Genomic DNA, 15,854 nt, shown 5'->3' with positions numbered 1-15,854 from the left:
AGCTCATGACTCAATCGATAGAAGGCCGTTTGAACGAATCGCTGCGCGATGCGCTAGTCGCGTACTATTTGAATGACGTTGTCAAGAATCACCAGCCCCTTGCGGATCTCGATCTGCAAGGGCGACTTAAAACCGCCAACGATTTATATGAATTTTTGCTGATCGATACACAAGTGACGCAGGCCGTGCAAACCAGCCCGGTCGCTTCCGCCATTAGCAGCGTCCAGCAATATATCAATGGTATTTTGATGGGAATGGAGCCTGGTTACGAGACCAAAGGCCCTGAAGCGCATGAGGTGGCGCAGTGGCGGGACCAGAAAAGCCAATATCCGATATGGGCAGCTAGCCAACAATTGGCTTATTACCCGGAAGTTTATATTAATCCTAACCTCCGGCTCAAGAAATCTTCCTATTTTGCCAAGCTAGAGCAAGCGCTTAACCAAAACAAAATTCACGTTGATACCGTGCAAAATGCTGTGCTGGCCTATCTCGCGCAATTTGAAGAGGTGGCTAACCTCTCGGTCATCAATGGCTATATCACCACTGATGATTTTAAAAGCGGCACATATTATTTCGTTGGCAAATCTCGTGCGGAAAATACCTATTACTGGCGTACCGTCAATATGGCGGATCGCCCTTATCAGGAGGGGACAGGCGGCCCTCAAAAAGACATGATCAACCCAGGTGCATGGTCGGACTGGAAGAAAATTGATATCCCGGTTTCTGAAAGCACAGTCGAAAGAACCATCCGGCCCGTCTATTTTAATAACCGCCTTTATGTTATTTGGGCGGACTGGATTCCGCTTGGAGAAGACAAACCCTATCGGGACGCAGATGGAAAATTCACAAAATGGCCAAAATCGCAATTTCGACTGAATTTGATCTATAAAAAGTATGATGATAGCTGGAGTGTTCCAGAGACTTATATTGATGCATCGGCGGCAGCACTATCTGCAGCTGCTGGCGCCTCACTTGAACTGGATAGCTTTGCCTTTTATGATTCATCCACTCAACCGAATAAATTGTTTCTGGGGATATATGGGGGGTATCAGGCGGGCATGGCGTCGGATGGATCAAAGGACATATATTCTTTACTCCATAATATTCGCCTGGATCCTAACTTTAATATAGAGCCGGTATTTCCAAAGCGCGGACAAGTTATAGGAGAACTACCGACGACACCAGAGTCAACCGAAGCCTATGTGCGAAAAATATGCCGGTTGTTTGCACACGATAATAAAGGGCGGTTCCAATATCGCGTGACACGTTACGTTGGGGTAAAAAGTATTACGACCATTTCACCGTATCCTGGCAGTTCTGATTGGAATTTCGAATCCAATCAAAAGAATATCGTGGATATGGTGAAAAATACTCATGTTCAGTTTGATAATAATGCATCAAAATTAACAGTTAAAACAGTTAACCTTGATATTGCACCTGGACCTAACCAGTCGTTAAAAAAAATTGTGCTTAAGGGTACCGAAATAGAGCTTGATTTGATATTTGAGTCAATCCCCGTCGGCGCTGGGGCAGATCACTACCGTCTTACCTCTGGGTCAAAGCTATTGCCAAGTACAGATGACTTTGCATCAGGCGGGGGGGCCTACGAGGTCTTTTTGGACCTATCCGTACTTCTATACTTCATTCGTGACGATATAAATAGTAATACTAATAAAAAGCTTTCGGTACCTTCCACGGAGTCTGGAGGAACGTGTTCACTTGAAGGGAAGTACATTAACAAATTTGAGGCGGATCTGTTGTTCCATGGAATTCCGGCTAGGCACCTCCTCCTTTCATTTTTGTCTAGTCCTTCCTCTTGCTCTTTTTGGATCAACTCAATAACATCGTCAGCATCATTAAAAGAAAAAAGATTTTATGCATTTTTTGACCGCCCGAAAAACTATAGCACGCCATCCGACGGCCAAGTCACCCGATTGGAAGCGAGCAGCTATCAGTCATCTTTACCAGCGAATTTCGGTTTCGATCATACTTTGCCAATTAATGTCGAAACCCTTTTGCCAGGATCTCAAACAGGGGTTCAGAAAGATTTTTACCTCATCCATGGTGTAGCTGCGGAGATAGAAACAATCAATGGCGGATGGACTAGTTACGGGCAAGCCAAGAAACTGGCCAAAATTGAGTTGGAATATATAACGTCGCTCAGCGGTTCAGTTGTCTCCCCCAAAATCAGTACCAACGAACACCCAACCTATGGTATCGCCGAATATATCGATTTTGCCGGCTCAGGCGCGGAAGACAGCGAGGTCATAGGCAAGCGCTCACCGATTCGCATGAACACCCTATTCGTCAAAGAGTTGATCGACAAAGCCAATCGCGCATTAGAAAACCTCCTATCATGGGAATGTCAGCAGATTGCCGAACCGCCAATGGGCGAAGAAACTTTGCCAGGGAAAATGGACTTTCATGGTGCCAATGGTCTGTACTTTTGGGAATTATTCCTCCACTTGCCCTTTCTGGTTTCTCACCGCCTTAACTTCGAGCAGCAATTCGACGATGCGGACCACTGGCTCAATTTTATCTTCGACCCTGCCCGTAAAGCAGATAAGACTGGGCGGCCAGACTATTGGCAGGTACGCCCATTAAATCCGGACGAAACAAGGAGGATGAGCTATGCGCTACTGGCTCCCGTCGATCCAGATGGCATCGCTAGCAGCGAGCCCATCCATTATCGAAAAGCGATATTTTTCCACTATATTCGTAATTTGATCGATCGAGGCGATCAAGCGTACCGCGAATTAACCCCAGATAGCCTGGGCGAGGCTAAGTTATGGTATGTAAGAGCGCTGGATCTACTTGGACCCCGTCCAGATGTCAAGCTGGTGAACAACTGGGCACCGCATACCCTAAATACCCTCGCGGGATCATCCAACATCGCACTGCGCGACTTTGAGATCAGCATTGCCCAACGTGATCAGGTTCGCGTTGAACGAGAACTGTTGAAGGGTACTAACAATGTGCCTGTCATTCATTATGAAACAGAGCCTCTTGCGCTTTCGAAATTCTCGCCGGATCCCACACTCTCCACTTTAGATTCTGCGTATTTTCGTTTACCAATGAATGCAAAATTAGTAGAACTATGGGATCGGCTGGAATCACGGCTATTTAATCTGCGAAGTAATAGAACCATCGATGGCAAGGCATTATCTCTTCCGCTATTTGCCGCGCCGCTCGACCCTTCTGAGCTGCTGGCCCGATTCGCGCAAGGCGCAGGCGCAGGTGGGAATTTCCGCCTGGCGGCTGCCGTTACGCCACACTACCGGTTTAACGTCATGCTGGCGATGGCTAGCAAAGCAGTCGATACGTTGATGCAATTTGGCACTACTCTGTTATCGTTTATTGAAAGAAAAGAGCAAAGTGAATTCGCCGAATCCCAACAGAAGGATGTGTGTAACGATCTGGTCCAATTCGTCAAGTATCTGAATGAGCAAGCGATCGCGGTGGATATGGCCAGTAAAACGGCCCTGCTCAAAAGTCAAGAAGTCGCCAATGAGCGGATGAAATTCTACGACAAGCTCATACAGGAAAACGTCACAAGCGCTGAGAGAAGCGTATTGCAATTGCGTACTCAAGCCCGAGTGATAGATGCCGCCTCGTCAGCCTCACTGACTGCGGCAGAAATATTAAAGGTTCCGCCTAACACGTTTGGGCTGGCAAACGGCGGCTATCGGCTGGAAGGCGCCCCGCAAGCGATTGCCATGGGATTAATGTTTACATCAACCATCATGCAAAGTACAGCCGATTCTACCGAGCTGTCTGAGCAATGGCGCCGCCGCAGACAAGAATGGGAACTTGCACGGGACCAAGCGCAGCTAGAAGCGGAACAAATTGAAAAGCAAATTGCTGTGCATGACGCACAAGCAAAATTGACCCAAAAACAGCAAGAACAGTCCGCCTATGCGATGGAATGCGCGCAAAAGACGTATGAGTTTCTGGCTGTTAAGCGGTTCACTAAGTCTTCTCTTTATGAATGGCTGATTGGCGAAACATGCGCGGTCTACCGCCAAGCCTACGATGCGGTTTTGTCTTTATGCCTGGCAGCCGAGGCCAGCTGGCAATATGAACAGGCGGATTTTGTCATGCGTTTCGTTCAGCCGGGCGGCTGGCGAGATACCTATCATGGGCTAATGGTGGGCGAAAGGCTCAAGTTAAACCTTTTGAAGATGGAAGCGGCTTATCTGAATCGTAATGAGAGGCTACTAGAAATTACTAAAACCGTCTCTCTTAAAGCGCTTAAAGGTGAAGAAGAATGGGCTGCAATACTGGACAACCTACTCATCGACTCTGACGGGAAAAAGAGAGAGGGCAGCGACGGCAAAGTGACCTTCGAGCTGGACGAGTCTTTATTCGAGGAAGACTATCCAGGACATTACCTGCGCCGCATTATGTGGGTCAGCGTCTCGTTACCAGCCATAGTCGGGCCCTACCAGAACGTCCGCGCTGTATTAACTCAATCCTCAAATTGCTTGGTGATTGCGCCAGACATAAGCGCGGTGAGGCAATTGAAGGGCCTTAATGGTGGCAGTGTTCTTAATGTCAAGGAGAATTTGCGCGCTAGCCAGCAAATTGCTTTGTCAAGCGGGCTGGACGACAATGGCTTGTTTTCTCTGAACTTTGGGGACGAGCGATACTTGCCTTTCGAAGGGACCGGTGCGATTTCGAAGTGGGAGCTCTCTTTCCCTAATTTCGACTCAAAAGAACAACAGGCGATGCTGGCAACGCTCACCGACATTATCGTACATATACACTATACCGCCAAAGAGGGTGGCTCAGCTTTTGCCCAAGCGGTTGCGGCGCTGAAAAAGGAAAAGCTACATTGACCTTCTCCTCATCCTTCCTGCCCTTTAGAGCGGAAGGACGGGGTATTGCTATAGCGAGCCAGACACTGTTATTAACACGGGCATATCGCACGCTTTTGATGGATGGGGGGTCCGCTTGACGCACCGCCTCATTGCACCCTGAGCGATGCGTAACCTTGCTCTGACTTGAATATCCATAGGTCATTTGGGCCTGTGTATGGAGTTTTTATGCAAAATGCACAGACGCTGTCTGTCACAACACTGTCGTTACCCAAGGGGGGTGGAGCCCTCAATGGCATGGGGGAGAGTCTCAATACGGCGGGCCCAGATGGACTGGCCTCGTTATCCCTGCCTTTGCCGGTTTCTGCTGGACGTGGGGTGGCGCCGAGCCTGTCACTGACTTATAGTAGCGGCGCGGGCAATGGCCCTTTTGGCATGGGGTGGCAGTGTGGCGTGATGAGTATTGGCCGGCGTACCCAACATGGTGTGCCGCGCTACACTGAGCAAGATATGTTTCTGTCTCCCTCTGGTGAAGTGATGGTGGTGGCTGACGAAGATGGGCAACCCGACAGTCGCCAGAGCGATACTCTGCAGGGTATCCGCTTATCGTCGATGTATACCGTCACTCGCTATCATCCCCGGCAGATACAGGATTTCAGCAAATTGGAGTTCTGGCAACCGACGGGGAACGCTGAGGGGGCGCCGTTCTGGCTAATGAGTACCCCCGATGGCCAGGTGCATATTTTTGGTAAAACCGCACAGGCCCGCATCAGCCATCTCCCGAAGGGTGCTAAAACGGCGCAGATTGCTCAGTGGTTACTGGAGGAGAGCGTCACTCCTACCGGAGAGCACATTTACTACCAGTACAAAGCGGAAGATGACGCACGCTGCGAAGAGGATGAAAAAGAGCATCACCCCAATGTAGGGGCGCAACGATACCTGTATCAGGTCCATTACGGCAATATTATTCCGCAGGACAGTTTGTTCGTTCTGGAAGAGGAGATACCCTCCGCAGACAGCTGGGTATTCCACCTGGTCTTTGACTATGGAGAGCGTAGCGACAGCCTAGATGATATTCCGCCGTTTACGGCAGTCGATGCTTGGCCGTGCCGGCCGGATAGTTTTTCTCGCTATGGGTATGGATTTGAGCTTCGTACTCGGCGTCTGTGCCGGCAGGTGCTGATGTATCACCGTCTGCAAGCCCTGGCCGGTGAAGAACTCAAGACGGAGAAGCCCGCTTTGGTGTCTCGTATGATACTGGACTATGACCCGCTGGGTTGCGCGACAACGCTGGTTGCGGTGAGGCAAGTTGGACATGAACCAGATGGCATGCCGATTGCAACGCCTCCGCTGGAATTCGATTACGCGCGGTTTGAACCGGACTCCCTCCCGGACTGGCAAGTCTTTGCGTCTTTGGACAATTTCACCGCACAACACCCTTATCAACTCGTTGACCTCATGGGGGAAGGCTTGCCTGGGGTATTGTATCAGGACAAGGGCGCCTGGTGGTATAAGGCGCCCCAACGCAAAGAGGGCGGTGGGCCAAATGATGTCACTTATGGTCAGATGATGTCGCTGCCAGCCATGCCTTCGTTGCAAGGCAATGTGGCATTGATGGATATCAATGGTGATGGTCAGATGGATTGGGTGGTTACTCAGCCCGGGGTGCAAGGATATTACAGTCGGCAGCCCGGTGGACAATGGACACCTTTTACCCCGCTGGCGGCCTTGCCGGTCGAATATTTCCATCCCCGAGCCCAATTGGCGGATTTGATGGGTGCCGGTTTGTCTGACCTGGTAATGATTGGCCCGAAGAGCGTGCGTCTATATGCCAACCGCCGTAACGGATTTGCCCGAGGACAGGATGTCCCGCAGCCTGACGGGGTGATCCTGCCGATGCCGAATGCGCATACGCTGGTGGCGTTCAGCGATATGTTGGGCTCCGGGCAGCAGCATTTGGTCGCTGTAAGCACACAAGGAGTCACGTGTTGGCCTAACCTGGGACATGGCCGTTTTGGCCAGCCTCTGGCGATACCCGGGTTTGGCCCACCTACGGAGCTATTCAATCCTGACTCTGTTTTTCTCGCGGACATTGACGGTTCTGGAACGACAGATTTGATTTATGCGTTGTCAGACCGGCTCGAAATTTATCTCAACGAGAGCGGTAACCGGTTTAGCAAGCCGCTTATCGTGTTCTTACCTGACGGGGTGCGTTTTGACAATACCTGTCTGCTGCAGATCGCTGATATCCAAGGGCTGGGTGTAGCCAGTCTGGTATTGACGGTGCCCCATATGGCTCCCAGTCACTGGCGTTGTGATTTGATGAAGGACAAGCCCTGGTTGTTAAATACCATCAACAACAATATGGGAACGCACCATGTGCTGCGCTATCGCAGCTCGGCGCAGTTCTGGCTGGATGAGAAGTCGACATTGGCCGAAGGAAAAACTGCTGCCTGTTACCTGCCATTCCCGATCCATTGCCTATGGCAAACCGACACACTGGACGAAATCACCGGCAACCGATTAGTCGCCACGCTGAGTTATGCCCATGGTGCCTGGGATGGCCGCGAACGTGAGTTTCGGGGGTTCGGCTATATTGAACAACGCGACACGGATGAACTGGCGACCGGCAGCGCGTCAGAACGCACTCCGCCTACTTTGACCAAAAGCTGGTTTGCTACTGGTCTGTTGGCCGTGGATGAGGCGTTGGTAGAAGAATACTGGCGTGGCGATATAGACGCGTTTACCGGGTTCACTCCACGCTTCACCCGCTGGTCAAATGGCGAAGACGACCCTTTTGAGCCGAAAGATGAACAACAAACCTATTGGCTGCAGCGGGGGCTGAAAGGACAGTTATTACGCAGTGAACTGTATGGATTGGATGACGCAGACAATGCGCAGATTCCCTATACGGTCAGTGAGTCACGGTATCAAGTCCGATGTTTGCCCACTGGCGGCGACATTCCGGTGGTGCTGGTCTCCGGAATTGAAAGCCGCATTTATGCGTATGAGCGTATCGCCAGCGACCCGCAATGTACACACAGCATCCAGCTGGAGTCGGACGCCTTTGGTTTTCCGATGCGCAGCGTAGAGATCGCCTATCCTCGGCGGCCGAAGCCGGCTTCCAGCCCTTATCCGTCCTCTTTGCCTGCATCTTTGTTTGACGACAGTTATGATGACCAACAACGCCGGTTGTGCTTAACGCTGCAACGCAACAGCTGGCATCACCTGACAGAGAAGGAGGACTGGGTGTTAGGCATTGCCAATGGGCAACGCAACGATGCTTATGACTATGCAGAGAGTGCAGTTCCCTCGGGTGGGTTGACACTGGAGCTCTTACAGAAAGAAGACAGCCTAGTAGCAGACGGAAAACCACGGACGTATCTGGGCCAGCAACGTGTGTTTTACACAGACGGGAAGCCTGATATCGTGCTTGATAAACCCACGGTACCGGTAATGGTTGCCTTCACAGAGTCAGCTGTCTTGGATAAGATGTCCTTGGTGGCGTTTGACGGCGTGCTGACAGAGGCGGATCTGCGTCAAGCTTTAGAGCAGGGCGGATATGTACACTCCCCCCGTCTGTTTGATGACGAGGGCTCGGCAGAGCAGGTCTGGTGTGCTCGACAGGGATATACGGATTATGGCTCGGCTGCCCAGTTCTGGCGCCCGATGGCCCAACGCAACACTCTGCTAACCGGCAAAACGGTACTGGACTGGGACACCCATTATTGTGCCGTGGTTGCGGTCACGGATGCTGCCGGGTTAACCTCGCAGGCCGAGTATGATTATCGTTTTCTGACTCCAATTACGCTCACGGATGCCAATGATAACCGGCAGGCGGTGACGCTGGATGCATTAGGGCGGGTCACCAGCCAGCGTTTCTGGGGTACGGAGGCTGGACAAGTCAGTGGGTATTCCACACCGCAAGTGCGGCCCTTTACCCCACCAACGACCGTTGAAGCCGCTTTGGCATTGACACCGGGCATTCCGGTTGCGCAAAGCTTCACCGTTGTAGCGGATAGCTGGATGCCTCAGTTTTCTGAGGCGCAAATAACGTCTCTCCAGAAAAACGCTGAAGAATCCTGGCGTTCCTTAATACATCATAAGGTGATGACGGATCGCGGGCAACTATGCCAGTTGGCTTACCAGCGTTGGGTGAAGCGCCAACCTGTTTCCAAAAGAACGCTGATCTCGCTGACGGCGCTGTTCCGTCAACCACCCCATATCTGTCTGGTGACGACGGACCGTTATGACTCTGACGATGCGCAACAGTTACGTCAGCAGGTGACGTTTAGCGACGGGTTCGGACGCCCCTTGCAAACTGCAATACGCCACGCGCCTGGCTTGGCTTATCAGCGGGCAGAAGACGGCCATCTGGTTGCCGACCCCGTGGGCGCTGCTTGTGTCGAGGAAACCAACACTCGCTGGGCGGTGACTGGCCGAGTGGAACACAATAATAAGGGCCAACCTGTGCGAGTGTATCAACCCTATTACCTAAATGACTGGAAGTACGTTAGCAATGATAGTGCGCGTACCGAACTATTTGCCGATACGCACTTTTATGACCCACTAGGGCGGGAATATAAAGTGCTCACGGCCAAGGGGGATCTGCGTCGATATCAGGCATTCCCCTGGTTTACGGTCAGTGAGGATGAGAATGATACAGCGGCGGATGTTAAACGATAAATCATGCCCCAGCGCGTTGACTGGGCTGGATATTGAGGCTTCTATAATTCAGGGAACCAGACATGGCATCCACCTTTTTGCCGGAGCTCCATGCCGGCACCCCCACTGTCAGTATCTGCGACAACCGCGGCCTGGCCGTACGCGAACTCGCTTGGCACCGCACGGCAGTGAGCGGCTCCACTGATACCCGTATCACTCGCCATCAATATAATATTCACGGGCAGTTGGTGCAAAGCACCGACCCACGCTTATATGCTGCTAAACAGCTCGATGATCGAGGCAAGCCCAATTTTACTTGGCGCTATGACTTGGCTGGCAGCCCTTTGCGTACGGAGGGTGGGGATGTAGGGCGGACGATATCCTTGAGCGACGTTGAGGGTCGTCCCCTGTTGGCCGTAACGGCCATGGACGTCATCCAGCGCTGGCACTATGAGGATGACACTCTACCCGGACGTCCGCTGGCGGCCAGCGAGTTAAAGCCTGGGCAGGAAACGCTCTCTATCACCGAGCGGTTCATTTGGGCCGGGAACACGCAGACCGAGAAGGACCATAATCTGGCTGGTCAGTGCGCGTGTCATTATGATACGGCTGGTTTGAACCGGCTTGAGAGTTTGTCGCTGACGGGAGCAACCTTGTCTCAATCCCGGCAGTTGCTGGCCGATGACCAGGAAGCTCATTGGGAAGGTAGCAGTGAAGACACCTGGCAAGCTATGCTGGCCGAAAAGGTTTACCTTACACAGAGCACAACTGACGCAACCGGCGCCCCGCTGACCCAGACCGATGCGATAGGGAACCAACAGCGGCTGGCCTACGATGTAGCCGGGCACTTGATGGGCAGTTGGTTGACCTTGGCGGGCGAGGATGAGGATGAACAGGTGATTGTCAAATCCCTGATGTACTCAGCAGCGGGGCAAAAGGTGCGGGAGGAGCACGGCAACGGGGTCGTGACCGAATACACCTATGAGCTGGAGACCCAGCACCTGACAGGTATCACCACCCGTCGTCCGGCAGGTCATTCTTCTGGCGCAAAGTTATTGCAGGATCTGCGCTATGAGTATGACCCGGTGGGTAATGTCATTGGCCTCCGTAATGAGGCGGAAGCAACCCAATTCTGGCGCAACCAGAAAGTGGCGCCGGAGAATACGTATACCTACGACACCCTATACCAACTTACCCGTGCTACCGGCCGGGAAATGGTTAACATCGGCCATCAGGGGAGCCACCTTCCTACCCTGATGGCTCCCTTTCCTGTTGATAGCAGCGTCTACACCAACTACACGCGCACCTACACGTACGACCCAGGTGGCAACCTAAGCCAAATCCAGCACAGCGCGCCGGCCACCAACAATAACTACACTACAGATATCACGGTATCAGACCGGAGCAACCGGGCAGTGCTGAGCCAGCCTGGGCTGACGCCGGGGGGAGTGGATGCGTTGTTTGATGCAGGGGGGAATCAGAAGTCGCTGTTGCCTGGCCAGCCCTTGGTTTGGAATTCGCGCGGAGAGTTGCAGCAAGTCACCCCAGTCAATCGAGAGGAAGATGCCAGCGACCAGGAGCGGTACCGGTACGGTGGTGACGGGATGCGAGTACTGAAGATCCGTGAGCGGAAAACAAGGAGTGTCATGCAAATACAGCGGGTTACTTACTTGCCAGGGCTGGAACTGCGTACGACACACAACGGAACGACCACAACCGAAGACTTACATGTTCTCACTGTCGGTGAGGCCGGCCGTGCGCAGGTGCGTGTGCTGCACTGGGAAAGCGTGCCGCCCTCCGGCGTGAGCAATAATCAGATACGTTACAGCTACGATAATCTGACTGGCAGCAGTGGGCTAGAGTCGGATGGCCGAGGGGAGACCATCAGCCAGGAAGAATATTACCCGTATGGAGGGACAGCGGTATGGATGGCGAGGAGCAGGATCGAAGCCGACTACAAGACGGTGCGCTACTCGGGTAAAGAGCGGGATGAGACAGGTCTGTACTATTATGGGTATCGGTACTATCAGCCGTGGGTGGGGCGGTGGTTGAATCCTGATCCAGCGGGAACGATTGATGGACTCAATCTATACAAAATGGTCAGAAACAACCCAGTGAGGTTTTATGATAAAGATGGATTAGTACCATCTGAGCCAGATAAGCGAAAAATCACAAATATCATGGATGTAACGAGTGAATTCAAAAGGGATGACGCCTCACTTTTAAAAAATAATGTTTTATCCGGATTTAAGCTTAAACCTCCACTTCTTGAAAATAAATACCTTGCTGATTTGAAGGCGGGGGTAGGTCAGGTATTTCTATTTTCTTTATCTAAGTACACCGTTGAATCAGGTCATTCTGTCGTTAGCCTGGATATGGGAAATTTGGTAGCTGAATCCATGGAAATGGCCAGTGGAGGAGACGGTAGGGAATTCATTAACGCGTTTTGGGCTCCTCAAGGAGGCTACGTTGATGTGCCCATTCACCCTAGTAAGGAAGAAGCTAAAATCGTTTTTACACCTGATTTTAGCGGATGTTCATTGATGGTCAATCAAATTCAAAAGGAAGGCCGCGAGTTTTATCGATTTAGGCATGTTGAAGGAAGCAAAGAAAGGCAGCAATTTTTTGAGCTTAACAGTAAAGAGGAGTGGGGGCTTGGATTAGCTGCTAATATGAACTATGAGGATTACGGAATAAGTCAAAATCAAGAGAATACGAGAGGTTTTGCATATGCTATATATAGTGAAATTACGGGGAATTGGGTTATAAATTGGCAGGGCCAGTCTAATGTGTCATCTTCACTAACGTTAGACAAAAAAGCGATTATTTTTATGCCTGTTCCAGGTCAGAGCGCTATAGAGCCTGTTGTTCTCGCTACAGGGAGTAAAAAAGTGGATATTTTAAATAGAAGGAGAACTGAATCTTTTTCTGGTGTGCCCCACGAGGCTGCTGAGCAGTTGAGCAGGCGAGGTTCTTTCATGGGGCGTTTGGGAAGTTTTCGAGCTGATCATCACAGCAATTTCTGACGCTTACTTTTGTGTGCGATTTACATACGTCGCTTCGACTTAGGAGACAAGGCGTGGCATCTAACTTCTTGCCCGAGCTTCATACTGGCACCCCTAACATCAGTATCCAAGACAATCGTGGTCTGGCCGTACGTGAACTCGCCTGGCATCGCACGGCAGTGGGCGGCACGACCGATATCCGTATCACCCGTCATCAATACAATATTCACGGTCAGTTGGTACAAAGCATCGACCCACGCTTATATGCTGCTAAACAACTCGATGATCGGGTCAAGCCCAATTTCAATTGGCACTATGACCTAGCCAGCAGCCCTTTGCGTACGGAGAGTGTGGATGCAGGGCGGACGATATCCTTGAGCGACGTTGAGGGTCGTCCCCTGTTGGCCGTAACGGCCATGGATGTCATCCAGCGCTGGCAATATGAGGATGACATGCTACCTGGACGTCCGCTGGCGGCCAGCGAGTTAAAGCCTGGACAGGTAATGCCTTCTATCACCGAGCGGTTTCTTTGGGCCGGGAACACGCAGACCGAGAAGGACCATAACTTGGTTGGCCAGTGCGTGCGGCATTATGATACGGCTGGCTTGAACAGGCTCGACAGTCTGTCGCTGACGGGATCGCCCTTATCTCAATCCCGGCAGTTGCTGGTCGATAACCAGGAGGCTCATTGGGAGGGTAGCAGTGAAGACACCTGGCAGGCTATGCTGGCCGAAAAGGTTTATCTTACACAAAGCACAACTGACGCAACCGGCGCCCCACTTATCCAGACGGATGCGATGGGGAACCGACAACGCTTGGCCTACGATGTGGCCGGGCAATTGGTGGGCAGTTGGCTGACCTTGGCAGATGAGGGTGAGCAGGTGATTGTCAAATCCCTGATGTACTCAGCAGCGGGGCAGAAATTGCGTGAGGAGCACGGCAACGGGGTCGTGACTGAATACATCTATGAGCCAGAGACTCATCGCCTGACAGATATCACCACCCGTCGTCCGTCAGACCATCCGTCTGGTGCGAAAGTATTGCAGGATCTGCACTATGAATATGATCCGGTGGGCAACGTGATCAGCCTCCGTAATAATGCAGAAGCAACTCGGTTCTGGCGTAACCAGAAAGTGGTGCCGGAGAATACGTATACCTATGACACCCTATACCAGCTTACCCGTGCTACCGGTCGGGAGATGGCCAACATCGGCCGACAGGGCAGCCAGCCTCCAACTCTGATGGCTCCCTTTCCTACGGATAACAGCGTCTATACTAACTACACCCGCACCTATACTTACGACCTGGGTGGAAACTTGAGCCAGATCCAGCATAGCGCACCGGCCACCGGTAATAACTACACGACTGAGATCACGGTATCGGACCGGAGCAACCGAGCGGTGCTCAGCCAGCCTGGTCTGACGCCGGGGGAGGTGGATGTGTTGTTTGATGCTGGGGGGCATCAGAAGTCGCTACAGCCCGGCCAGCCTCTGGTCTGGAATTCACGCGGAGAGTTGCAACAAGTCGCCCCGGTGAGCCGCGAGGAAGGGGCCAGCGATCGGGAGCGATACCGGTACGGTGGCGATGGGATGCGGGTGCTGAAGATAAGCGAGCAGCAAATGAGGAGCACGATGCGAATCCAGCGGGTCACTTACTTGCCAGGGCTGGAGCTGCGCACGACACACAACGGAACAACAACCCCAACCGAAGACTTACATGTGCTCACCGTCGGTGAGGCTGGCCGTGCGCAGGTGCGTGTGCTGCACTGGGACAGCACGCCGCCCTCAGGGATCAGCAACAATCAGGTGCGTTATAGCTACGATAACCTAATTGGCAGCAGTGGGCTAGAGTTGGACGGCCGAGGGGAGATCCTTAGCCATGAGGAGTATTACCCGTATGGGGGGACGGCGGTGTGGGCGGCAAGGAGCCAGATCGAAGCCAGCTACAAAGCAGTGCGCTACTCGGGCAAGGAGCGGGATGCGACAGGGCTGTACTACTATGGGTATCGATACTATCAGCCATGGGTAGGGCGGTGGCTGAGTACCGACCCAATGGGGACGGTGGATGGACTAAACCTGTATCGAATGGTGTTGAATAACCCGGCTTCTCAATTCGACTATGGTGGGATGTTTTCAGTGGCAGGGATTGTTGATTTTGCGGTCAATGGCTGGGATTTTTCCTTACCAACGCCAGCTGGTATAGCTTCCTCAATATCCTCTTTCGTGGTGGGTAAAGTTTATCAAAAAGGCATTCGAAAACTGACGCGAAAGCTGTTTAAAAAGGATACCTCACAGAAAGGAATGCGGCAGTATAGTCGATTGTTAAAAACGATTGCGCTTGGCACTGCTGGTGCAATGTTGCTTGGAGGAATTGCGGCAACAGCTGGAGCTGCGATCCCGGTGGTTACGGGTATTGCATTAGCGGGGCTTGCGATGGGGGGAGGCGTTGGCTTTTTTAGTAATAAAATATCTAATTCATTTGCTAGCTTAATGTCTAAACTCCCAGGCAAAACAGCTCATAAATCTGTTGCAACTGGGGTGGCAGCAAACTATGTGCATGGTGGAAATTCACAATCAGCAGGAATAACCGCGGCAGTTACTTTAACCGGAGATAAGGTTTCTAAAGTAGTGGGCAGCACCGATGCCGCGAGAATAGCGCGAGCGAATGCAGCTGGCACAGCTGCGGGTACGGATGTTGTGTTGAATGGAGGCAAATCTGGACCGGCGACAAAGTACACGGCCCCGGTTAGTGGCTATATTGCGGCGATAGGTCTTGAGGACCATATTGAATATAGCGCTGAAACAGGGGAGATTGCAGCAATAGCAGCCAATGAAGGCGCTATAGTAGGGAGAAAGATCGATAAAATGATGGACGGAAACTTGATTACAGCAGCGAAATGGGCAGGGATAGACATTCCTAAGCCTGTGGAAGCAATCAATAATATGGCAATGAGAGGTCTAGGACTACAGCAAAAAGCTGGACGTGCTGAGTTTATGGTATCTACAGCCTATGGTGCGGGCCAGGGATTCCTTCATGCAAGAACGAAGGTGACGAATAATTTCGAATCATTCAGGAATTTGACTATTGATTAATCGTTGGATTCTACCTTTTAGGCCCATGTCGGGTAGCTTTGCTCCCACTGGGCCATCTTGGCTTAGGTATTGAGATTTTTATAATTGAAGGAACCAGAGATGGCATCCACCTTTTTGCCGGAGCTTCATGCGGGCACCCCCACGGTGAGTATTCAGGGCAACCGCGGTCTGGCTGTGCGTGAAATCGCCTGGCATCGCACGGCAGTGGGCGGCATGACGGATACCCGTATCACCCGCCATCAATACAATATTCACGGGCAGTTGGCGCAAAGCAT

Annotated in this window: 4 protein-coding genes; all 4 read left to right on the top strand. The window is 51.9% G+C overall.

Annotated features, from left to right (window positions below):
* Positions 1-5: 5 nt before the first annotated feature.
* Positions 6-4,838, top strand: coding sequence for a Tc toxin subunit A-related protein (locus tag MCB1EB_RS11360; RefSeq protein ID WP_045366168.1), 4,833 nt, complete (start codon positions 6-8; stop codon positions 4,836-4,838).
* A 207-nt stretch (positions 4,839-5,045) separates the two neighbouring features.
* Complete coding sequence (locus tag MCB1EB_RS11355; RefSeq protein WP_045364166.1) at positions 5,046-9,503, top strand: SpvB/TcaC N-terminal domain-containing protein; 4,458 nt, start codon at positions 5,046-5,048, stop codon at positions 9,501-9,503.
* Positions 9,504-9,565: 62 nt separating this feature from the next.
* The gene (locus MCB1EB_RS11350) at positions 9,566-12,508 is read left to right on the top strand and encodes an RHS repeat domain-containing protein (RefSeq protein ID WP_052393927.1); all 2,943 of its coding nucleotides are present in this window, start codon (positions 9,566-9,568) and stop codon (positions 12,506-12,508) included.
* A gap of 53 nt (positions 12,509-12,561) precedes the next feature.
* Positions 12,562-15,579: an RHS repeat domain-containing protein gene (locus MCB1EB_RS11345; RefSeq protein WP_052393929.1), complete on the top strand. Its 3,018-nt coding sequence runs from the start codon at positions 12,562-12,564 to the stop codon at positions 15,577-15,579.
* Positions 15,580-15,854 lie beyond the last annotated feature (275 nt).

Source organism: Mycoavidus cysteinexigens (assembly GCF_003966915.1).
Classification (GTDB): domain Bacteria; phylum Pseudomonadota; class Gammaproteobacteria; order Burkholderiales; family Burkholderiaceae; genus Mycoavidus; species Mycoavidus cysteinexigens.
Note: the sequence above shows the minus strand (reverse complement) of the source record. Positions and strands in the feature narration are given on the sequence as shown.

Bases quoted from the DNA above. Each gene is read 5' to 3' on its own strand.
- MCB1EB_RS11355 (WP_045364166.1), top strand. From the start codon at position 5,046: ATGCAAAATGCACAGACGCTGTCTGTCACAACACTGTCGTTACCCAAG.
- MCB1EB_RS11350 (WP_052393927.1), top strand. From the start codon at position 9,566: ATGGCATCCACCTTTTTGCCGGAGCTCCATGCCGGCACCCCCACTGTC.
- MCB1EB_RS11360 (WP_045366168.1), top strand. From the start codon at position 6: ATGACTCAATCGATAGAAGGCCGTTTGAACGAATCGCTGCGCGATGCG.